Here is a 20,152-nt window from a genome sequence, read left to right as displayed (position 1 = left end):
ATCGAGTGACATCCGCTCACTTCTGTCAATCGTCGCTAAACGGAACCATTCCAAGCCGTTCGGCGAGAGACACCAACTCTGCAAGCGATTGAACCTGCATCTTTTCCATCACTTGCTGCCGATGTGCCTTGACCGTCCGTTCGGTTGTTCCAATTTCGTGAGCGACCTGCTTGTTGATCCTGCCTCGTACGATGCGGTCGAATACCTGCCGCTCTCTCGGGGTCAGGGACGACAGAAGGCTTCGAATTGTCTCCAGCTTGCTGCGCCGCTGGCTCGCAACCTCCTGTCGCGCCAGGGCACGTTCGATGGCATCGATCAATTGGCTTGCCGGGACCGGCTTTGTCAGAAAGTCTTCGGCACCTGCCTTGATGGCTTGGACCGTAGTCCGGGTGTCGGCATTGCCCGTGAGGAAAACGATCGGCAGGACCGAGCCGAGCTCGATCAGACGCTTTTGCAGTTCGGGGCCACTCAAGCCTGGTATTAGGACGTCAAGCAGGATGCATCCCGGCTTATCGTCGTCGGGCAATCGATCGAGGAAGGCCTGAGCCGAGGCATAGGTCACGACCTCGTAGCCAGCGCGCTTCAGCCACCGCTCCGTCGCCACACGGAATTGCGCATCATCGTCCACCAAATGAACAAGACCAGGCAATTCTATCTACCTTGGTTCATGATTTGGTGCCTTTAGTTCACCAGGAAGAATTTGGCCCGCTCAGGTGAAGAGTAGCACGTCCTGCCAGCTCGCCTGAGGGGTAACGAGGCAAAGCTCGACGAAACACTTGTGAAGTCCCGGCCGTCCCATCCCATGGTTCAGGCTACCACCCTGTCTGATAGTACAATGAACCCAAGGACAATGGATCAGGGTACCATTTTGATCAAGAGTCAACCTTAGCGAGTTGGGGCGTTGGCCCATTCCCGCAAAATTCTACTTCGGCCAATTCAACGACATTTGAGGATTGGGCCATGTTAATACGAACCACAATTGCCCCTGCGTCCCGCCCTAACTCATTGCGGGACCTTGGAATCACCAGCGCGTCAGATATCGGAATCACTTTAAGCGAATTTTCGTACAAGAAAGGCATGGAAATCTTCGGCGAGAGGGAGCCTGCCGAATACGTCTACCAAGTTAAATCCGGCGCTGTCCGGAGCTACAAGCTGCTTTCCGACGGTCGACGGCAGATCGGTGCATTTCACCTGTCTGGCGACATCTTTGGATTGGAGAACGGCACGCATCACCGGTTCACGGCCGAAGCGATCGTCAAGACCAGCGTTCGCCTTATCAAGCGGCAACGTCTGCAATTGGTGGCGGACAACGACGCCAAGGTCGCGAACAACCTGCTCAGCATGACAACCAGTAACTTAGAGCATGCGGAAAACCACATGCTGCTTCTCGGACGAAAAACTGCGCTCGAGCGAGTTGCTGCATTCCTCGATGAAATGAATAGTAGGCATAACGCTGCCGGCGTCATGTCGCTCCCCATGAGCCGTCGTGATATTGCGGACTACCTTGGCTTGACGATCGAAACTGTGTCCCGTGCGGTTACCCGGCTGCACCGTGCCCGGGTCCTGACGTTCACGAGCAACAATCAACGAGAGATCGTGATCCTTGACCCGCGTCGCTTGGCTAGCCTCGATCTATCGTAACCAGCCTCCCTCAAACATTTATCGGCTGCCGCGTTAGTTCTACGGGCCATGGCGTTCCTAAGCTCGGCAGTGCTCGATCAAAGGCTGGTTTCTCGGTCTTAAGTCGTGCAGGGGTTCTGATGCCATCGAAATTGAGGTCGTCCAGCTGATGCCCTGTTTCACTCGCCGATGTCAGCACGTGGCCCAAAGGCGACCTTCAACGCCGTCCGCTGCTTGCGCCGCTGTTGAGGGAAGAGCGGACATCTGGAGCACTCAAACGAAGCGCCTGATGTATTAATTGCGCGCCCTACACCGCAGCCGGTCCGAACCATCGCGTCAGCGCATCCTCGAGCCCGCGCTGGCTCTCGTCTCCCACCCAAGCCACGTGCCCGTCGGGCCGCACCAGCACGGCGCCCGGCGCGGTGACCCGACCGATCACCGGAAGCTCCCACGGCCCGTGATGGCTGGCATCGACGACATCGATGCGATCCACCCAGGGCCCCACGTCCGTGCCGCCGCGCCGGCCGAAATGGAGCAGCACGCCGCGCGCGCGGCGCAGCAGCGTGAATAGGTTCAGCGTCCGTCCGTCGACCACGAGGTCGAGATCGGGCATGCGCCGGCCGAGCAGCTTGTGGCCTTCGCCGAGATCGTAGGCGATGTCGAGCCCGCTCATCATCGCGCCGAAGCGCCGGCGCGGCTCGTCCATCGCGAGCAGCTCGGCGATCGCCTCGCGCGCGGCCTTGCGGCCGTCGTCGCCGCGGCGGAGCAGGGCGATTTGCGCCCTGGTGTTCTTCAACACGCGCGCGGCCACCGGAAGGCGCTCGGCGTGGTAGCTGTCGAGCAGGCTATCCGGCGCGAGTCCCTTGACCACCTGCGCCAGCTTCCAGCCGAGATTGACGGCGTCCTGCACACCGAGGTTGAGGCCCTGTCCGCCGACCGAATGATGGATATGCGCGGCATCGCCGGCGAGCAGCACGCGGCCCTTGCGATAGCACGCGGCCTGCCGCGCCGCATCGGTGAAGCGGGAGATCCACGCCGGGCTGTGCACCCCGAAGTCGGTGCCGTAGACGGCAACAAGCGCGTCGCTGAGATCGCGCAAGGTCGGCTGGCCGGTCGCCGCGAGCGTTGCTTCCGTCGCCACGACCAGGACGCGGCCGCTCTCGGTCCTGCTGAGGCCGTGAAAGCCGAGCGCATCGTGGCGCAGCCCGAACTCCGGCGGCTCGCGCATCTCGACCTCGGCCATGAGGTTGACAAGCGTCGGTGAAGTGCCGGGGAAATCGATGCCGGCCGCCTTGCGCACCAGGCTGCGGCCGCCGTCGCAGCCGACCAGATATTTTGCGCGCACGCGCGCGCCGCCGGACAGCGTCACGGCGATGCCGGTCTCGTCTTCGGCAAAGCCGGTGACCTCGCGATTGCGATAGAAGGGGACGCCGAGCTCCTCGGCCCAATCGGCCAGGATGCGCTCGATGCGGGTCTGCCGCAGCTTGAGCCCGTAAGGATGCCGTGTGGGAAGATCGCTGATGTCGAGCGGGGTCCAGGCAAAGCCGGCGAGCTGGAGTATCTCGCCTTCGCGCAGGAAGCGGTCCGCGACGCCGCGCTGATCGAGCACCTCGATGGTGCGGGCGTGCAGGCCGCCGGCGCGCGCCTCGACGATCGTCTGGTCGCGGCGCCGCTCGACGACGGCAACATCGACATCGGCGAGCGCGAGCTCGGCGGCCAGCATCAGCCCGGTCGGGCCGCCGCCGGCGATCAGGACGGCATGGTCTCTCGGCGTTGCCGTCGCAGCGTCGGCGCCGTGGGCGCTGCGGCGTGAACGGGACGTCGGAAGCAGGACAGGCATGTTGACCCCCTCGATGGTCTGGTTGGGTCGGGGGTTCTACGGCAGGATCGGGGACTTGAAGCAAGCCCGTCGCGCACCACATATTGAGCTGGGAGGAGGGGCTTTCGCTTCCGCACCCGCCGCGTTGACACGTCGGGCAAAACACCGGCATAGTGGCATCATCGAAAGAATTGAGTTCAGCCCGCGCGGACGCCATCCGCTGCGGGTTTTTCATTGGCCTCTTTTATTGGCCTGTGGTCAGTGAATGCCTGCGGTTCGCTGCAGGACGTCGGCGAGCTCCTCGAACGAGAACGGCTTCCGGATCATCGGCAGGCCGCCGCGCCGGGGCTCGCGCCCCGACAATTGCAGCATCTTCAGCTCGGGGCGGAGGCGCCGCGCCAGCTCGGCCAGTTCATGACCGTCCATGCCGGGCATGTTGATGTCGGTGATGAGGACCGAAATGTCGCGGTTCTCCCCGAGCCGCTCGAGTGCATCCGCGCCGCTCCTGGCGCTGATCACCTCGCAGCCGAGATCCTCGAGCATGGCCACGATGGTCTCGAGGACGGGGGGATCGTCGTCAACAACCAGGACAGTGTGACTCATCAACGTTCCCTCCAACCAGGACGTCAACGCGCCTCTCGTCGCGTAAGTTCCGGCCCGCCTAATCGTCCTTCGACAAATCGCCCGGCCTCGCCGGAAGATCGATCGTGCCGCCTTCGCCGCGCGCGAGGTCGCGGCCGCCGTCGGCGCTCTCGCCGGGCTGTTCGATGACGGCATGGTCCGGGGCGCGGTCCTTGTCGTTGCGCGGCTTGGCTTCGCTGCGCGGCTTGGCGTCGCTGCGCGGCCTGGCGTCGTTGCGCGGCTTGCGATCTGTCCTGGGTGTCATGACGGTCCTCCGACCGATCAACTTCGGCGCGGCGCATTGGTTCGTTTGACACGTCGGGCAAAACACCGGCAGAATGACATCATCGAGACGAGTTTGATCGACCCGCGCGGACATCATCCGCCGCGGGTTTTTTCGTCTCGGTTGCAGAATCGGACGGTGGCCGCGCATCCGGCCACGCACTCGACAAACCTGGAGCGCCGATCGGCGCGCCGCCGTCCGAACCATTGCTGGCCGTGCACGCGCGAACGTGCCGGCCTGCGGCGCTGGGGCCGATGGCCCGCGCCGCTGCGGTCTCCGGAAGACACGGAGATAGGGTTCGCGCCCGAAACGATCGTGCTTCGCCTGGCCGATCTGCCGCGCATTTTCTTCGCATGGAGGATGATGATGACCGCTTATCTGATTTCGCTCGCGCTTACGAGCCGGACAAACTGATGGGATATTGCGTGACGCTGTATTTCGCGAAGCTGCTGGTCTGGGACAAAGTCCTCGGTTTGGGCTCCACGGACGCTCTGGCCGGGTTTGCGGCGATCACGGCAAACCTGGTCGTCTCCTTTTACTTCGCCAAGCGCGGCTTGGAGAACGTTGCGAGGATCATCAAGCGGTGAAGATTCAGGACGAAGAGATTCGGGCGATTGTCGCGCAGACACTGGCCGAGCAGCAAAGGGTTCAGCAGGAGAGCGTCGATGCAATCGTGTTGAAATCGGTGGCATCAGTCCTGGCCTCCTTCGGAATCGAAGACGATGACCGGAAAGAGCTTCGGGCCGACTTCCAGCATCTGCGGCGCTGGCGAAAGAGCGTGGAACAGGCGCAGAGCTATACCTTCAAGGCTGTGATCACGGTGGTCGCAACCGGCTTGATGGGGGCGGTCTGGCTCGGCGTCAAGGTCGCGCTGGGCAAGTGAGCCTCGACCACCAAGGCGGCGCGGGTCACGCAGTTGCGACGATCGCTGCCAATAGGGCCATCCCATGTACAGAATTCGGATCGTCGATGCGGACGATGACGAGACTGCCGAGACTCTCGGCGATTTGCACCGGCTGACATTCTTCGATGGGGCCGCCGTGCCGCAATTCGAGTCGGGAGCGTGGTGGATCGCCTACCACGATGACGACGCAGTTGCCTTCGCCGGCGTCGTGCCGTCGACGCATGCGCGGAACAGCGGATATTTCTGCCGGGTCGGAGTCTTGCAGCGGCACTGGGGACGGGGACTTCAACTCAGGCTGATGCGGGCTGTCGAAGTGCGAGCGCGACGCCTCGGATGGGACAGCATCGTCTCGGATACAACGGACAATCCGGTATCTGCCAACAATTTCATCCGTGCGGGCTATCGGCTCTACGAGCCCGACGCGCCGTGGGCCTGGTCGCATACGCTCTATTGGCGAAAATGGCTGCGCTGATCGATCGGAGCGGGTTTCCCGTGCTGCGGAACATGACCTTCTGAAACCAGAATGGCTGCGCAACGCGCCTGACCTTCATACACCCGGAAATGTCTAGCGGCCCGGCAGCTTGAGGGCTGCCGGGCCGTTTCTGCGTTTCGGGAAAAGCAAGCGAGGCACTTGCGAAGCTGGCGGTGCCGGGCTTTAAGTTCGCTGTTGCAGGAAATTCGGCGGCCACAAGCCGATGTAAGGGAGCGCCATCCATGCCCAACAAGCCTCAATTGCCGGAACGGCCGTCGCGGGCGACGGCAGGGCTGACTGCGCTCGATGGTCTCTTGGTCATCGATTTCACGCGTGTCGTCGCCGGACCGGCCTGCACGCAGACGCTCGCCGATTTTGGCGCACAGGTCATCAAGATCGAGAATCCCGACGGCGGCGACGACACGCGCGCTTATGAGCACGCCGAAATCGGTGGCGAGAGCGCCGCCTATCTCAGCCTGAACCGCAACAAGCGCGGCATTGCGCTCGACCTTTCCGTGCCGGAAGCCCGCGAGATCGCGCTGGATCTGATCCGCAAGGCGGATGTCGTCGTGGAAAATTTCTCGAGCGGGGTCATGAAGAAGTTCGGGCTCGATTACGAGTCGGTCGCGCCGCTCAATCCACGGCTGGTCTATTGCTCGATCTCCGCCTATGGCCGCTCCGGACCGTTCGCCTCGCGGCCCGGTTTCGATCCCATCACGCAGGCGGAGAGCGGCTTCATGTCGCTCAACGGGTTTGCCGATGGCCCCGCGGTTCGCACCGGCCCGCCCATCGTGGACATGGCGACGGGGATGTCTGCCTGTAACGCCATCCTGCTGGCGCTGCTCGCGCGCGACAGGCTCGGCCGCGGACAACGTGTCGAAGTCGCTCTGTTCGACGTCGCGATGGGAATGACCGGCTTCTACGGCATGGCCTATCTCATCAACGGCGAAAATCCCGGCCGGTTCGGCAATTCGCCCAGCGGGTCGCCCACCGTCGGCGTCTATGAGGCCTCCGATGGGCCACTTTACATGGCTTGCGCCAACGATCGGCTCTATCGCCGGCTCGTGGTCGAGGTCCTGAACCGGCCAGATCTCATCACCGATCCCAAGTTTGCCACGCGCAAGGCCCGTTCCGAGAACAAGGAGCTCCTGCGCGCAGCCATTGCCGAGGTCTTTGCCAGCGATACGCTCGAGAACTGGATGGCGAAGATGAAGCAGGCCAATATCCCGGTCGGCTATCTCCGGACGGTCGAGGAGGGATTCAATGCGCCCGAGGCACGCGAGCGCCAGCGCTTGAACCGGATTCGGCACCCGACGGCGGAATGGGTGCCCAACATCGAGCCGCCGATTACCATGAGCCTGACCGGCACAGTCGATCCCGTTGCCGCCCCGCTGTTAGGCGAGCATACCGAGGACGTCTTGCGCAATGTTCTCGGTTATGACGAGCGTCGGATCACCGAATTTGCCCAGAAAGGAATCTTTGGCGCGAGCAGGACCTCGACGGGCTAGGCTCGGGATCCGTCCCCATGTCACCAGGCTCCGGCTTGCGGGCCGGTGCCAGCTGCATGGCTTGATTTGGCGATGGGGCGGCCGCATAAATGTGTGAAAGAGGGACACAAATGGCGCCTGGTCGAAAGCCGAGCATGGATCAGCCCGCCGGCCCGGAAGCCGGCGGACGTGCCCACGCGGAAATGATCGCGAAGGCTGGGGCGCTCGTGCCGCGATTGCGCGAGCGGGCGGCGCGAACAGAGGAGCTGCGGCATCTCCCGCCGGAAACCGAAAGGGATCTCCACGATGCCGGCCTGTTCCGAATGCTGCAACCGGCACGGATTGGCGGCGCGGAGCTTGACTATGTCGCCCTCGTCGATTGCGCCGAGCTGCTCGGGCAAGCGGATGCGTCGGTCGCCTGGAATCTCGCCAATCTGGCGAGCCATCACTGGATGCTCGGCATGTTCGAGCAGAAGGCGCAGGATCTGGTCTGGGGCCGTGATCCGGACGTGCTGATCGCATCCTCGTTCATTTTTCCCGCCGGACGCGCCACGCGGGTACAGGGCGGATACCAGCTTCGCGGCAGCTGGCCGTTCTCCTCCGGCGTTGCCTCGTGTGAATGGAACATGCTGGCAAGCGTGGTGTACTCTGACGACGAGGCGGACGGCATCGAGTATCGCATCTTTCTGCTGCCCAAGGGCGACTACAACGTGCTGGACACCTGGAATGTCGCGGGATTGCGCGGGACCGGATCTTGCGACGTGGAGGTCAGGGACGCCTTCGTGGCCGAGTATATGACCGTCGCTGTCGGCGATCTCGCCGGCGGCCCGACGCCGGGAAGCAGGGTCAATCCGAATCCGCTGTATGCGCTGCCTGTGTTCTCTTTGTTCCCCTACGTCCTCTCGGGTGTTGCGCTTGGGAACGCGCAGGCGTGTCTCGACGATTACGTCGAGGTCGCACGTCACCGCATTTCAACCTACAACCGCGCCAAGCTGAGCGATTTTCAGAGCACCCAGATCAAGATCGCGGACGCCTCGGCGAAGATCGACGCCGCACGCCTGATCATGCGGTCGGCATGCCTCGAGGCCATGGAGGACGCGCGGCGCGGTCACATCGTCGATATGGCGACCAAGACCCGTTATCGGCGCGATGGATCCTTTTCCGTGAACTTGTGCACGGACGCGGTCTCGATGCTGTTTGCCGCGAGCGGGGCGCGCGGCCTGTTCACGAGCGGCGTGTTGCAGCGGCAGTTCCGCGATGCGCACGCGATCAACTCGCATCTCGCGTTCAACTTCGATGCGGCCGGAACCAATTATGGACGTGTGGCGCTAGGGCTGCCGTCCGAAAATCTCACGCTGTGAGGCCGGCCGATGAATGATCAGCCGCAGCAGCCCCGTGTGTCCGATCCCGCTAACGAGTTCGCGAGCGACAACTCGTCGATCGATCCTCGCGACTTTCGCAACGCGCTCGGAACCTATGCAACGGGCGTAACGATCATCACGGCCGCGGCGTCTGATGGCAAACCTTACGGCCTCACGTGCAACTCGTTCGCCTCGGTCTCGCTGAATCCTCCGCTGGTGCTGTGGAGCCTTGTCGTCTATTCCTCGAGCCTGACTATCTTCCAGAACGCCAGCCATTTCACCGTCAACGTGCTCGGCGCTTCGCAGCAGGCTCTCGCGAATAAGTTCGCAAAATCCTCGGACGACAAGTTCACCGGCGTGGACTGGACGCCGGGCCTCGGCGGGGCGCCGGTGCTTGCCGAGAGCGTCGCCAACTTTCAATGCCGGTCCGTGAATCGCTATTATGGCGGCGACCACGTGATCTTTCTCGGTGCGGTCGAGGCCTATACCTACAGTACGACCGAGCCGCTGCTCTTCGCGCGAGGGGCATTCGGCCGATTTCTCGCCGACGACGAGCGCAAGAAGTGATCCTGGTGGGCTTTAGCTCGAGCGCGACAGCTCAGCCCTTTGCGGCTGAAAGCTTGTAGATCTCCAACGCGTCCGCATCCGCGCCGTGCGCGGCCTTGGCCAACCTGAAGAGTTGTCCGGCAAGCGAGGCCATCGGCACCGGCGTCGAGGTCGCCTGTGCGACATCGGCAACTGTATCGAGATCCTTGAGCATCGTGGCGATGTGACCAAGGGGCGGCGAGTGAATGCCTTGCACCATCCTCGGCACGAACAGCTGAAGCGGAATGGAATCCGCGAAGCCGCCGGCGAGCGCTTCCGGCAGGCGATTGGCGTCAATCCCGGCGTTGACGGCGAAACGCGTGGCTTCTGCCAGCACGGCCATCGCGCACCCGACGATCACCTGATTGCAGAGCTTGGTGGTCTGGCCGGCGCCTGTCGGGCCCATATGGGTGAGCCGGCGCGCCATGGCCAGCACGTAGGGCCGGACCCGTTCGATAGCGTCTGCTTCGCCGCCTGCCATGATCGCAAGCGTGCCTTCCTCGGCGCCCTTCGTCCCGCCGGACACCGGCGCATCGATCCACCCGGCGCCATTGGCGTCTTTCAATCGCGTCGCCAGGTGGCGCGCGGCATCGGGATGTATCGATGAGAAATCGACGACGAGCTTGCCGGCACCAGGCGCCGCGGCGAGACCCTCCGGTCCGAAGATCACCTCCTCGACGGCCGTTGCATCCGTTACGCACATGAAGGCGATATCCGAGTTCGCCAGGAGATCGCGAGGCGTGACTGCGCGCCTGGCACCGGCTTCGACGAGCGGAGCCGCCTTGCCCTCCGACCGGTTCCAGACCGTGACCTGATAACCGGCCTTGAGCAGGCGCCGGGTCATCGGCGTTCCCATCAGCCCGAGGCCGAGATAGCCAAGCCTCTCGGCGCCGTGCGGGTTTGCCTTGCTCGCATCAGCCATAGGTTGCCTCTTTCTGTCGCAGCGCGACGCCGGCTTATCATACATTTCGCGTCGGACGGCAGAACCCTCCGGCCCGCATGGCTTGCCTGAATGTTTGAACCATGAAACATTTGAGGCGGTCGGGTTGGGTGGCGCCCGTCGGCGCCGGAGCAGCGGAGTGGGCACGATGCGAACCGTTTCGAAGTGGATCCTGGCTTTGGGGGCGGCAGCTGCCGTGAGTGCGGGGGCAAGCCCGTCATGGGCGCAACAGACGATCCGCGTCGGCTGGACGATCCCGGCCGAGGAATCCAAGTACTGGATGATGCGTCGCCAGGCTGAATTTCCCAACCTCGGCAAGGCCTACAACATCGAATGGACCCAATTCCAGGGCACCGCGCCGATGACGCAGGCCTTGGCAGCCGGCGCGCTGGACTGCGCGACGCAGGCACCGCTGTCGCTTGCCAACGGCGTGGTCGGCGGCAATCTCAAGGCCTACATCGTGGCGCAGCACGTGTTCGAGAAGCCCGGCGGGTTCTCCGTCTATTGGGCCGTCAAGGATGACTCCCCGATCAAGAGCATCGCCGATCTCAAGGGCAAGACGGTCGGCATTTCCGTGATCGGCGGCGGGACCCAGGGTCCGTTCAATCTGCTCCTGAAGCAGAATGGCGTCGATCCAGCCAAGGATATCAAGCTGGTCGAGGTCGGTTTCGCGGTCTCCGAGGACGCGCTGCGTCAAGGCCGTGTCGATGCGGTCAACATGAACCAGCCGTTTGCCGCGCGCGCGGAGGCAAAGGGCGGCACGAGGAAGCTGTTCTCGCTCTCGCAGGCCATGCCGAACATCGTGCATATCCTGGAAGCCTGCCGCGCCGATTTCGTCGACAAGAACCCCGAATTGGTCAAGGCCTATGTTCGCGACATCACCTCGGGCATGAAGAGGGCGTTGGCAAACCGCGAGGAGACTCTCAAGGTCGTCAATGAAGTGCTGAAGGCGCCCATTCCGGTGCTCGAGACCTACCTGCTCAAGGACAACGATTTCGGCCGTGATCCAGGCGCGGCACCGAACTTCCCCGCTATCCAGAAGATGCTGGATATCTACGCCGAGACCGGAATGCTGCCGAAGCTGGATGTCACGCAGTTCAAGCATCCGACCATCGTCGCTCCGCTGGAATAGGCGGGCCAGCGATCCGGGACAGGATCCAGCGGCGTCTCGGATCCGGGACGCCGCACAATGAAGATGCACGTATGAAGAAGCTGCGATCACGAGTGACGACAGACGGTCTCGATCGGCCCCCGCATCGGGCGTTCATGCGCGCGATGGGGCTCGACGACGCAGCGATTGCTAAGCCGATGGTGGGCGTCGTCAGCATGAAGGGCGAGCAGACGCCCTGCAACATGACCCACGACTTCCAGGTGGCTGCGGCCAAGACCGGCATCGAGGAAGCCGGCGGCACGCCGCGCGAATTCTCGACCGTGTCGGTGTCCGACGGCATCAGTATGAACCACGAGGGCATGAAGTTCTCGCTGTTTTCGCGTGAGCTGATCGCCGACTCGATCGAAGCTGTTGTCCATGGTCTGGCCTACGACGCGCTGATCGGATACGGCGGATGCGACAAGACGCTTCCGGGCGTCATGATGGGCATGGTTCGCTGCAACGTGCCGTCCATCTTCATCTATGGCGGCAGCTCGCTGCCGGGCCGCGTCGATGGGCGTACGCTGACCGTGCTCGATTCCTATGAGGCTGTCGGCAGCTTCATGACCGGAGAGATCGACGGCACCACGCTCGAGCGGATCGAGCGTGCCTGCCTGCCGACGATCGGCGCATGCGCCGGCCAGTTCACCGCGAACACCATGGGCATGGTCTCGGAGGCGATGGGGCTGACCATTCCCAACGTCTCGATGGTGCCCGGCATCTATGCCGAACGCGCGCAGATCTCGCGGCGGGCCGGACGTCTGATCATGCAGATGCTGGCCCGTGGCGGACCGTTGCCGCGCGACATCGTGACGCGGAAATCCCTGGAGAACGGTGCGGCGATCGTTGCGGCGACGGGAGGCTCGACCAACGCCGCGCTGCATCTGCCGGCGATCGCGAACGAGGCCGGCATTGCATTCACGATCGATGATGTAGGCGAGGTCTTTGCCAGGACGCCGCTGATTGGAAACCTGCGGCCGGGCGGGAAATACACGGCAAAGGATGTCTACGACATCGGCGGCGCCGCGGTCGTGATCCGCGAACTGATCCAGAGCGGTCACATTGATGGCAGCTGCATCACCATCACCGGCCGCACGCTTGCTGAAGAATACGGCGCGGCCAACGCACCGGACGGAGAGGTGGTCTATGCGTCTCGTGCGCCGATCATGCCTGACGGCGGCGTGGCGGTGCTGAAGGGAAATCTCTGTCCGGATGGCGCTGTGATCAAGGTTGCCGGCCTGAAGAGCCAGTTCTTCGAAGGTGTGGCGCGCGTGTTCGAGGATGAAGAAGCCTGCGTAAAGGCGGTTCGGGATCGCACTTATGCGGCCGGCGAGGTTCTCGTCATCCGCAATGAGGGGCCGGTCGGCGGACCTGGAATGCGCGAGATGCTCGGCGTCACTGCGCTGATCTACGGGCAGGGCATGGGCGAAAAGGTGGCGCTGATCACCGATGGCCGGTTCTCCGGCGCCACCCGCGGCATGTGCATCGGTTACGTGGCCCCGGAAGCATTTGTCGGCGGTCCGCTGGCGCTGGTTCGCGACGGTGACAGGATCCGGATCGATGCCGCAAACCGGCGGATGGATGTCCTGCTCGATGAGGGAGAGCTCGCCGCGCGACGACGCGATTGGAAGCAGCGTCCGCCGCGCCATCGCGCAGGGGCGCTTGCAAAATATGCGCGACTGGTTGGGCAGGCGCCGGGCGGAGCCGTGACGCATGAAGGCCCCGCAGAATGGCCGTGGTTCGAATGACGTATCGCACGGGTGCGAAGACGATCGTCAGTCTGGCAGGCTTCTTGCTAAGTCCGTGCCTCACGGTGAAGCGAGTGACGGGATGACGGTGGTGCCTGCGAGACCGAGCGAATGGGTGAGACCGGTGACATCACGAGAGCCGGCTTCGGCAATCATCGAGATTGATCGCGTCTCGCAGGTCTTTCAGACCTCCGCGCGCAGGGATCATGTGGCGCTCTCGGACATCTCGCTGACGATCGAGGAGAGAGCCTTCGTCTCCATCCTGGGTCCGTCCGGCTGCGGCAAGTCGACACTACTTTATATCGTCGGCGGCTTCGTCAGCCCGACCAGCGGTGCGGCGAAGATGAAGGGACAGGCGATCACGGGCCCCGGTCCAGACCGCGGGCCGGTGTTCCAGGAATTTGCGCTGTTTCCGTGGAAGACCGTGCTCGGCAACGTGATGTATGGCCCCCGCCAACAAGGTGTGCGCACTAGCGAGGCCGAAGCGCAGAGCCTGGCCTTGCTCGAGATGGTCGGCCTCAAGGGTTACGAGAACTTCTATCCCAAGGAGTTATCGGGCGGCATGAAGCAGCGCGTGGCGCTGGCCCGGACGCTGGCCTACCATCCCGAAGTTCTCCTGATGGACGAACCGTTCGGTGCGCTCGACGCCCATACGCGGACTCGCTTGCAGAACGATCTTCTCAACATCTGGGAGCGCGATCGCAAGACGGTGCTGTTCGTCACTCATTCGGTTGACGAGGCCGTCTTTCTCTCCGACAAAGTCGTCATGATGTCGAAATCGCCCGGCCGCATCCGCGAGGTCATCGACATCGATCTACCGCGGCCGCGCCGTCGCAGCGAGCTGTTGCTCGACCCGCGCTATCAGAAGTATGTCGTCGATATCGAACGCATGTTCGATGAAAGCGACGAAGCCGGGACTGCGTTATGATGTCACCGGCTGCCCTGATCAGACGAGCCGCTCCGGTTCTGGCCTGTATCGGGTTGCTCGCGGTGTGGCAGGTTGCGTCGCTTGTGCTCGAGAACGACAGCTTTCCGACCGCGGTCGAGGCGATCCGGGCGATTCCAGATATTCTCGGTGACAAGGAATCCCTCCTCAACATCCTGGCTTCGCTTCGCCGCATGGCTGTGGGGTTTTGTGTGGCGGTGCTGATCTCGATTCCGCTGGGCCTGTTGATGGGACGCAGCCGGAGCGTTGCGGCCTTTTTCAATCCGCTCCTGATGGTGATTTATCCGGTGCCGAAGGCCGCCTTGATGCCGATCATCATGCTGTGGCTGGGCGTTGGCGACATCACGAAGACATTGGTGATCTTCCTCGGTGTCAGCCTTCCCGTGATCTATCACAGCTTCGAGGGCGCCAAGGCTGTCGAAGAGAAGATGCTGTGGTCGGGCGCTGCGATGGGACTTTCACCCGTACAGCGCCTGGTGCGGATCGTACTGCCCGCGGCGCTGCCGGAAATCCTGACCGGCTGCCGCACGGGTCTGGTGCTGGCGCTGATCACGATGATCACCAGCGAGATGATCGCGCGGCAGTCAGGGGCCGGCAACATCCTGTTCAATGCGCTCGACATGGGCCAGTACGACACCGTCTTTGCGATGATCATCATCGTGGGCGCCATGGGAATCTGCCTCGATGCCATTTTTGAAAGGGTTCGTGCCAGGCTCGTGCGTTGGTCCGAGCCTCAGTTCGACATGCCGCTGAGTTTCTCCTGATGCCGCGCCTTCTTTCCGCAAACGTCCTTCTTGGCATTGCCCCGATCGCGCTGATCATCGCCCTGTGGCAGGGGCTGGTGTCATTCGGCTTTGCGCCCGCGGTCTTGCTGCCGCCCCCGGGCTTCGTCTTCGGCCGGCTGCTCCAGCAGCTCGCGACGTGGACCTTCCAGCAGGAAATCGCGGCGACCCTGATCCGGCTGTTTGCCGGGTTCGCCATTGCGGTGGTGCTCGGCGTCAGCATCGGCATTGCCGCTGCCGCAAGTCCAGCGATCAACGCCGTGGTTCGGCCCATTGTCCGCGTCCTGGCCCCGCTGCCCAAGGTTGCGCTCTATCCGGCGCTCCTGCTCTTGCTCGGGTTTGGCCACGGATCGAAGGTCACTTTGGTGGCCGCGGATGCGCTCTTTCCCATTCTGCTCTCGACCTATTATGGTGCGTCGACCGTCGAGCAGAAGCTGATCTGGTCGGCCATGGCGGCGGGAACGCCGCGCATCCAGATTCTGTTCAGAGTGGTGCTGCCGGCGGCGATGCCGTCGATCCTGACCGGATGCCGGATCGGACTTGTCATTTCCTGCATCGTGGTGTTTCTGGCCGAGATGATCACGTCGACGGACGGATTGGGGCACGCGCTCGTGACCGCGGCGCGAACCTTCCAGGCTGTCGACATGTTCGTGCCACTGATCACGATCTCGCTGTTGGGGCTGATCCTGAACGCCTTGTTGGGAGCCCTGCGGTCGTACCTCTTGCGCGGCTTTCCAGAAGCGTGATCTGAACGAAGAATAAACAAGACCGGGAGTGACCCATGCTGGCTGACCGCATCGAGGCAAAATGGATCGACGCATTTTGCGAGATTTTCGAGCGATGTGCCGTCAAGGCCGGCGATACTGCGGCGATCCTGTCGGAGACGCAGTCGCGGGCGCTGAACGTTCATCTGGCGGAGCTCGCGCTGCTGCGCATGGGCGCTCGGCCGTTTCACGTGGTGATGCCGACGCCGCGCAACCGGAACATCGTTCCGGTTCGCTCCACCGGCGCGAGCGAGGCGATCCAGAAGCTTGGTCCGGTCATCACCGCGCTGCAGCAGGCGGGCTTCGTGGTCGATTGCACCGTTGAAGGCCTGATGCACGCGGTGGAGACGCCGGAGATCCTCAAGGCCGGCGCGCGGATTTTGGTGATCTCCAACGAGCACCCCGAGGCGCTGGAGCGGATGGTGCCGGATTCCGCGCTCGAAAAGCGCGTTCGAGCCGCGGCGAAGATGCTGCGGGGAACCAAGCGGATGCGCGTGACCTCGAAAGCCGGCACCGCGCTCGACGTCGACATGATCGGTGCGTCCACGGTCGGTGTGTGGGGCTGGACCGACAAGCCCGGTACGCTGGCGCATTGGCCCGGGGGCATCGTCGTCAGCTTTCCCAAGAGCGGGACGATCAACGGCACGCTGGTGATGGCGCCAGGCGATATCAATCTCACGTTCAAGCGTTACCTGACGTCGGCCGTGAAGATGACTCTGAAGGACGATTATGTCGTCGAGCTGGAGGGGGAGGGCACCGATGCCGCGATGATGCGCGCCTATCTCGCAGCCTGGGGCGATCGCGAGGCCTATGCGGTCTCGCATGTCGGCTTCGGCATGAACCCCGGTGCGCGTTATGAGGCGCTCTCGATGTACGACCAGCGCGACACCAACGGCACGGAGATCCGGGCCGTCTCCGGCAATTTCCTGTTCTCGACCGGCGCGAACGAATTCGCCGGCCGCTACACGGCGGGTCATTTCGACCTGCCGATGATGGGAACGACGATCGAGCTCGATGGCGTCGCGGTGGTCCGGGAAGGCGTGCTTCAGGACGTCTTCGGCTAGTCGGGATCGAGCACCGGCGGACGGGCCAGATCGAAGTGGCGGAGCAAATCCACCATGGCCTGCAGGCGCTTCGCGCGATAGGCATCGACGTCCATCCCCGAATAATCGAGGAAGCCGGCGCCGGTGCGCAGGCCGATGCGGCCCTCATGCATGTTGCGGGAAATGACGTTCGGCGCCCGATAGCGGTCGCTGCCGAGCGCACCCTCGAGATAGCGGCTCGCGTAGTAGAGGATGTCGCCACCGCCCCAATCGATGAATTCGAGCAGGCCGAGCACGGCATAGCGGAAGCCGAAGCCGTAGCGGATCGCCTTGTCGATCTCTTCCGCGCTGGCGACGCCCTCCTCGACCATGCGCGCGGCCTCGTTCATTGCCAGCGCCTGGATGCGCGGCACGATGAAGCCGGGCGTCGCCGCGCAGACCACCGGCACCTTGCCGATGCCTTCCAGCAGGTTCTTGACCTCGTCGATGATGGCGGGGTCGGTGGCCTTCCCAGGTGAAACCTCGACAAGCGGAATGAGGTAGGCTGGATTGAGCCAGTGCACGTTGAGAAAGCGGCGGGGATTTACGATCGCGCCTGAGAGATCGTCGACGAGAATCGTCGATGTGGTCGATGCAATGATCGTGTCAGGTCCGACCTGCCTTGAAGCCGCCCCGAGCACCTCCCGCTTGAGCTCGACGACCTCCGGGACGCCCTCGAAGACCATGCCGGCGTCGGATAGTGCTGCGCCGCTCTGGCCAGCGGGCACCACCGAGACCCGCGCGATCAGCGGGTCAACATCCCCTTCGGTCAGCAGTCCCAGCTTCGACAGGCTGGCAAAGGTCTTGCCGATTTCACCCAGCGCGTCCCCCTCCAGCTTGGCGAACTCCTCCGCGGAACGCGCCTTGACATCGATCATCGTGACCTTGTGCCCTGCATAGGCGAACGCGACGGCAATGCCGCGTCCCATGCGGCCAGCGCCGAGACAGGCGATGTTGGCGCGGCTTGTCATCGTTCAGAATCCATTGCGAAGCAGCGTCTGCAATTCAGCCTTGCCGAGATTGTCGAGGCCCAGCGTCTTGAGCGTTCGGCCGCCTTGCGCAAAATCCTCGCCGCAGACCGCGCCGCCAATCGACAGGAACGCTTTGGCCAAGGGAGTGGCCACGCCAGCCAGGCCGGCGACGGAGACCAGCAGCGACAACCCCAGTCGCAGGTCCTCGCGCATATAACGATGCTCGGTCAGCACGATTCGTTCGCGCCAATCGCCGGAATCGGTCAGGCGGTCGTGCGAGCCGCGGCCGTACATCCAGATCTCGCCTTCCCTCGCGTAATGATGAGCGAGCGGGAAATGTGGCGCGCCATAGCCGAGCGCCTCGCGTACGGCAATCCGCTCGGCGTCGAGCGCATCCGTGACCCGCCGGATCGCGGCTTGCGTGCCTTCCTTGTGGATATCCCACCTGTCGAAGTGCTCGATCGGGCCGGCGTTCATCACGATCAGTGGCGGATGGATGATTGGGCCGGCATTCATCAGCGCGCCGGACAATGCGTCTCCGCACGGTTCGATCGCCTCGGGGAAAGCCCGTCCGATCACGGCGAGGGCGTGCGGCGCCTGGTCGAGCGGAAATACGCCGACCGGAAGCCGTTTGGCGCGGATGGTGATGGCAACTTCGAACGGTCCGTGCTTGCGCGTCAGCCAGGGCAGCGTCCCGGTTTCGGCAAAGCTCGCCTTGGCGCGGTTGCCGGCGTCCCGCGCGGCTTGGGCGAAGATCATCGAGCCAAATGTCGCCGGCGGCAAGAAGACGACCTGGCCATCGCGCAGATGCGGGGCAAGCAGGCGGGCGATATCTGCTTGCGCGAAGGCAGGAGCGGGGCACAGGATCAGCTCCGTGCCGCCGACGGCCTCGGCGATATCGGTCGTGACCAGCGCGAGCGTCACGTCGTGGCGGCCGTTGTGATCCTTCACCAGGATGCGCGAGCCGGCGGCGCGATGCGCCGCGACCTGGTCGGCATCGCGGCGCCAAAGCCGCACCTCGTGTCCCGATAGGGCAAAATCGCCCGCGGCCGCGAAAGAGCCGTTTCCCCCACCCAGAACTGCAATCTTCAAGATGCTTCTCCCTGCGCGCGTGACTGCGCATCGAGCTGCTTCAGCAGGAAATGCTGGACCTTGCCCAGCGCCGTGCGCGGCAGGTCGGTGACGAAGACGATGTCGCGCGGCACCTTGTACCGTGCGAGTTGCGCCTGGATATGTGTTCTGAGTTCATCCGCTTCGAGTGGAGAGCCGGATCTCCGGATCACGTAAGCGATGGGGACCTCGTCCCAGCGCGGATCTGGCCTGCCGATCACGGCGCATTCGCTGACATCGGGGTGTTCGAGCAGGACGCGCTCGACCTCGGCCGGGTAGACGTTCTCGCCGCCAGAAATGATCATGTTCTTCTTGCGGTCGCGGACCCAGAAATAGCCGTCGGCGTCGCACAGGCCGATATCGCCGGTGCGGTACCAGCCGTCGTGCAATGCATCGCGCGTTGCGGCTTCGTTGCCCCAATATTCGAAGAACACGTTGGGTCCACGCACCGCGATCTCGCCCGGCGTGCCCGCCGGCACCTCGTTGCCGGAGTGATCGACCACCTTGGCTTCGCAGCACAGGCCGGCGAGGCCGGTGGATCCCGTGCGCGACAGATCGCCGCCGAGCCGCGTATAGATGGCGAGGGGGCAGGTCTCGGTCGAGCCGTAGACCTGGAGCACGGGAACGTCGCGGGCGACGAAACGCTCGATCAGGTGCGGAGGCACGATGGTGGAGCCGGTGGCGACGGCTTTGAGTGACGAAAGATCAGTGCTCGGCCAGGCGGAATGCTCGCTCACGGCCTGGATGATCGCAGGCACCATCACCGTGAGCGTCGGCCGTTCTCGTTCGATGGCTTCAAGCGCGGTATCCGGCGCAAAGCGCGCCTGAACCGTGACGGTCGCGCCCAGCTGCAGCGCCGGCGTGGTCTGGATGTTGAGGCCGCCGACGTGGAAGAATGGCAGCACGGTCAGCACGTGGTCGTCGGACGTCATGTTATGCATGTGCTGGCTCATGACGCCGTTCCAGAACAGCGCCTCCTGGCGCAGCACCGCGCCTTTTGGCCGTCCGGTCGTTCCTGACGTGTAGACGATGAGCAGCGGACAGGAGAGATCGGTGTGCGGGTTGCGGCCGGTGCCGTCGCTGCGCGTCAGCAGGCCTTCGAAGGTTGTGCCGCGAGGCGGTGCGAAGTCGAGGCCGACGACGGCTGTCCCCGGCGCAAGCTCGGAGAGCACGCCCTCGAAGGCGCGTTCGAGCACCAGCACTTTGGCGCCTGCATCGGTGAGAATGAAGACTTGCTCCGCGACGGCGAGCCGCCAGTTCAGCGGCACCAGCATCGCCCCCAGCCGCGCGCAGGCGTAGAGCAGAACCAGATAATCCGGCCGGTTCAGACTGAGGATCGCGACGCGGTCGCCGCGGCCGACGCCGAGTTCCTGCTTCAAGGCCGTTGCGGTCCGTTCGATGCGCGCCGCGAACGCGGCATAGCTCAGCCGGTCGCCTTCGAAGGCAATAGCGATCTTGTTCGGCGAAAACGCCGCGTTGCGATCGATCAGGCTGCAGAGGTCCACTG

Annotated in this window: 22 protein-coding genes; 14 read left to right on the top strand and 8 right to left on the bottom strand. The window is 63.6% G+C overall.

The features are described 5' to 3' along the window. Positions 1-25 precede the first annotated feature (25 nt). Complete coding sequence (locus WI560_RS22820) at positions 26-649, bottom strand: response regulator transcription factor (RefSeq protein WP_375304960.1); 624 nt, start codon at positions 647-649, stop codon at positions 26-28. A 311-nt stretch (positions 650-960) separates the two neighbouring features. Between WI560_RS22820 and WI560_RS22815 the strand changes: the two genes are divergently transcribed. Then, complete coding sequence (locus WI560_RS22815) at positions 961-1,641, top strand: helix-turn-helix domain-containing protein (protein WP_375304959.1); 681 nt, start codon at positions 961-963, stop codon at positions 1,639-1,641. A 286-nt stretch (positions 1,642-1,927) separates the two neighbouring features. Here WI560_RS22815 and WI560_RS22810 read toward each other — a convergent pair whose 3' ends face one another. From WI560_RS22810 to WI560_RS22800, 3 genes are all read right to left on the bottom strand, one after another. Next, positions 1,928-3,460: an FAD-dependent monooxygenase gene (locus WI560_RS22810; protein WP_375304958.1), complete on the bottom strand. Its 1,533-nt coding sequence runs from the start codon at positions 3,458-3,460 to the stop codon at positions 1,928-1,930. Between the two features lie 237 nt (positions 3,461-3,697). Continuing rightward, a complete protein-coding gene (locus WI560_RS22805; protein WP_028137698.1) occupies positions 3,698-4,042 on the bottom strand; it encodes a response regulator in 345 nt (114 codons plus the stop codon). A gap of 58 nt (positions 4,043-4,100) precedes the next feature. After that, the gene (locus WI560_RS22800; protein WP_375304957.1) at positions 4,101-4,325 is read right to left on the bottom strand and encodes a hypothetical protein; all 225 of its coding nucleotides are present in this window, start codon (positions 4,323-4,325) and stop codon (positions 4,101-4,103) included. Between the two features lie 93 nt (positions 4,326-4,418). Here WI560_RS22800 and WI560_RS22795 point away from each other — a divergent pair, with 93 nt between their 5' ends. The 7 genes from WI560_RS22795 to WI560_RS22765 all read left to right on the top strand — a co-directional run bounded on the left by WI560_RS22795 (position 4,419) and on the right by WI560_RS22765 (position 9,134). Next, complete coding sequence (locus WI560_RS22795; RefSeq protein WP_375304956.1) at positions 4,419-4,757, top strand: hypothetical protein; 339 nt, start codon at positions 4,419-4,421, stop codon at positions 4,755-4,757. Between the two features lie 11 nt (positions 4,758-4,768). Next, a complete protein-coding gene (locus WI560_RS22790; RefSeq protein WP_375304955.1) occupies positions 4,769-4,930 on the top strand; it encodes a hypothetical protein in 162 nt (53 codons plus the stop codon). Further along, positions 4,927-5,226, top strand: a complete 300-nt coding sequence (locus WI560_RS22785; protein WP_028137680.1) for a hypothetical protein — start codon at positions 4,927-4,929, stop codon at positions 5,224-5,226. The genes WI560_RS22790 and WI560_RS22785 overlap by 4 nt, the downstream gene beginning before the upstream one ends. A gap of 64 nt (positions 5,227-5,290) precedes the next feature. After that, positions 5,291-5,719 carry a GNAT family N-acetyltransferase gene (locus WI560_RS22780; RefSeq protein WP_375304954.1) on the top strand — a complete coding sequence of 143 codons (429 nt, stop codon included), beginning with the start codon at positions 5,291-5,293 and terminating at the stop codon, positions 5,717-5,719. 242 nt (positions 5,720-5,961) lie between these two features. Then, a complete protein-coding gene (locus WI560_RS22775; protein ID WP_375304953.1) occupies positions 5,962-7,227 on the top strand; it encodes a CaiB/BaiF CoA transferase family protein in 1,266 nt (421 codons plus the stop codon). Positions 7,228-7,361: 134 nt separating this feature from the next. After that, positions 7,362-8,567 (top strand): acyl-CoA dehydrogenase family protein, encoded by a 1,206-nt coding sequence (locus tag WI560_RS22770; protein WP_375304952.1) that lies wholly within the window; start codon positions 7,362-7,364, stop codon positions 8,565-8,567. 9 nt (positions 8,568-8,576) lie between these two features. Beyond that, entirely contained in the window at positions 8,577-9,134 is a 558-nt protein-coding gene (locus WI560_RS22765; RefSeq protein WP_375304951.1) for a flavin reductase family protein, read from the top strand. Between the two features lie 31 nt (positions 9,135-9,165). Here WI560_RS22765 and WI560_RS22760 read toward each other — a convergent pair whose 3' ends face one another. Beyond that, the gene (locus tag WI560_RS22760; protein WP_375308886.1) at positions 9,166-10,074 is read right to left on the bottom strand and encodes an NAD(P)-dependent oxidoreductase; all 909 of its coding nucleotides are present in this window, start codon (positions 10,072-10,074) and stop codon (positions 9,166-9,168) included. 166 nt (positions 10,075-10,240) lie between these two features. Here WI560_RS22760 and WI560_RS22755 point away from each other — a divergent pair, with 166 nt between their 5' ends. The 6 genes from WI560_RS22755 (at position 10,241) to WI560_RS22730 (ending at position 16,546) form a co-directional block, all read left to right on the top strand. Beyond that, entirely contained in the window at positions 10,241-11,224 is a 984-nt protein-coding gene (locus WI560_RS22755; protein ID WP_375304950.1) for an ABC transporter substrate-binding protein, read from the top strand. A 71-nt stretch (positions 11,225-11,295) separates the two neighbouring features. Then, positions 11,296-12,990 carry a dihydroxy-acid dehydratase gene (gene ilvD, locus WI560_RS22750; protein ID WP_375304949.1) on the top strand — a complete coding sequence of 565 codons (1,695 nt, stop codon included), beginning with the start codon at positions 11,296-11,298 and terminating at the stop codon, positions 12,988-12,990. An 82-nt stretch (positions 12,991-13,072) separates the two neighbouring features. Continuing rightward, entirely contained in the window at positions 13,073-13,918 is an 846-nt protein-coding gene (locus tag WI560_RS22745; protein ID WP_375308885.1) for an ABC transporter ATP-binding protein, read from the top strand. Next, the gene (locus WI560_RS22740; protein WP_375304948.1) at positions 13,915-14,700 is read left to right on the top strand and encodes an ABC transporter permease; all 786 of its coding nucleotides are present in this window, start codon (positions 13,915-13,917) and stop codon (positions 14,698-14,700) included. The genes WI560_RS22745 and WI560_RS22740 overlap by 4 nt, the downstream gene beginning before the upstream one ends. Next, positions 14,700-15,464, top strand: a complete 765-nt coding sequence (locus WI560_RS22735; RefSeq protein ID WP_257175713.1) for an ABC transporter permease — start codon at positions 14,700-14,702, stop codon at positions 15,462-15,464. The genes WI560_RS22740 and WI560_RS22735 overlap by 1 nt, the downstream gene beginning before the upstream one ends. Positions 15,465-15,499: 35 nt before the next feature. Continuing rightward, positions 15,500-16,546 carry a peptidase M29 gene (locus WI560_RS22730; protein ID WP_375304947.1) on the top strand — a complete coding sequence of 349 codons (1,047 nt, stop codon included), beginning with the start codon at positions 15,500-15,502 and terminating at the stop codon, positions 16,544-16,546. On the opposite strand, the gene WI560_RS22725 is transcribed toward WI560_RS22730, so the two are convergent. Genes WI560_RS22725 through WI560_RS22715 form a run of 3 tightly spaced genes read right to left on the bottom strand, consistent with a single transcriptional unit; the run spans position 16,543 to position 20,150 of the window. Further along, positions 16,543-17,535, bottom strand: coding sequence for a 3-hydroxybutyryl-CoA dehydrogenase (locus WI560_RS22725; protein WP_375304946.1), 993 nt, complete (start codon positions 17,533-17,535; stop codon positions 16,543-16,545). The two genes, WI560_RS22730 and WI560_RS22725, sit on opposite strands and share 4 nt — an antisense overlap. Before the next feature lie 3 nt (positions 17,536-17,538). Further along, on the bottom strand, positions 17,539-18,627 hold the full coding sequence (locus tag WI560_RS22720) for an NAD/NADP octopine/nopaline dehydrogenase family protein (protein ID WP_375304945.1): 1,089 nt from the start codon (positions 18,625-18,627) through the stop codon (positions 17,539-17,541). Continuing rightward, positions 18,624-20,150 carry a class I adenylate-forming enzyme family protein gene (locus WI560_RS22715; protein WP_375304944.1) on the bottom strand — a complete coding sequence of 509 codons (1,527 nt, stop codon included), beginning with the start codon at positions 20,148-20,150 and terminating at the stop codon, positions 18,624-18,626. Before WI560_RS22715 ends, WI560_RS22720 begins: the two co-directional genes overlap by 4 nt. Between the last annotated feature and the right edge of the window lie 2 nt (positions 20,151-20,152).

Origin of the sequence: Bradyrhizobium sp. A11 (genome assembly GCF_042077125.1) — a bacterium.
In the GTDB taxonomy this organism is placed as follows: Bacteria; Pseudomonadota; Alphaproteobacteria; order Rhizobiales; family Xanthobacteraceae; genus Bradyrhizobium; species Bradyrhizobium japonicum_B.
Note: the sequence above shows the minus strand (reverse complement) of the source record. Positions and strands in the feature narration are given on the sequence as shown.

What these genes read in the sequence shown, in the direction of transcription:
- WI560_RS22755 (WP_375304950.1), top strand. Translation starts at nt 10,241, where the DNA reads ATGCGAACCGTTTCGAAGTGGATCCTGGCTTTGGGGGCGGCAGCTGCC.
- WI560_RS22810 (WP_375304958.1), bottom strand. Translation starts at nt 3,460, where the DNA reads ATGCCTGTCCTGCTTCCGACGTCCCGTTCACGCCGCAGCGCCCACGGC.
- WI560_RS22805 (WP_028137698.1), bottom strand. Translation starts at nt 4,042, where the DNA reads ATGAGTCACACTGTCCTGGTTGTTGACGACGATCCCCCCGTCCTCGAG.
- WI560_RS22760 (WP_375308886.1), bottom strand. Translation starts at nt 10,074, where the DNA reads ATGGCTGATGCGAGCAAGGCAAACCCGCACGGCGCCGAGAGGCTTGGC.
- WI560_RS22735 (WP_257175713.1), top strand. Translation starts at nt 14,700, where the DNA reads ATGCCGCGCCTTCTTTCCGCAAACGTCCTTCTTGGCATTGCCCCGATC.
- WI560_RS22770 (WP_375304952.1), top strand. Translation starts at nt 7,362, where the DNA reads ATGGATCAGCCCGCCGGCCCGGAAGCCGGCGGACGTGCCCACGCGGAA.
- WI560_RS22815 (WP_375304959.1), top strand. Translation starts at nt 961, where the DNA reads ATGTTAATACGAACCACAATTGCCCCTGCGTCCCGCCCTAACTCATTG.
- WI560_RS22730 (WP_375304947.1), top strand. Translation starts at nt 15,500, where the DNA reads ATGCTGGCTGACCGCATCGAGGCAAAATGGATCGACGCATTTTGCGAG.
- WI560_RS22765 (WP_375304951.1), top strand. Translation starts at nt 8,577, where the DNA reads ATGAATGATCAGCCGCAGCAGCCCCGTGTGTCCGATCCCGCTAACGAG.
- WI560_RS22800 (WP_375304957.1), bottom strand. Translation starts at nt 4,325, where the DNA reads ATGACACCCAGGACAGATCGCAAGCCGCGCAACGACGCCAGGCCGCGC.
- WI560_RS22740 (WP_375304948.1), top strand. Translation starts at nt 13,915, where the DNA reads ATGATGTCACCGGCTGCCCTGATCAGACGAGCCGCTCCGGTTCTGGCC.
- WI560_RS22745 (WP_375308885.1), top strand. Translation starts at nt 13,073, where the DNA reads ATGACGGTGGTGCCTGCGAGACCGAGCGAATGGGTGAGACCGGTGACA.
- WI560_RS22780 (WP_375304954.1), top strand. Translation starts at nt 5,291, where the DNA reads ATGTACAGAATTCGGATCGTCGATGCGGACGATGACGAGACTGCCGAG.
- WI560_RS22725 (WP_375304946.1), bottom strand. Translation starts at nt 17,535, where the DNA reads ATGACAAGCCGCGCCAACATCGCCTGTCTCGGCGCTGGCCGCATGGGA.
- WI560_RS22775 (WP_375304953.1), top strand. Translation starts at nt 5,962, where the DNA reads ATGCCCAACAAGCCTCAATTGCCGGAACGGCCGTCGCGGGCGACGGCA.
- ilvD (WP_375304949.1), top strand. Translation starts at nt 11,296, where the DNA reads ATGAAGAAGCTGCGATCACGAGTGACGACAGACGGTCTCGATCGGCCC.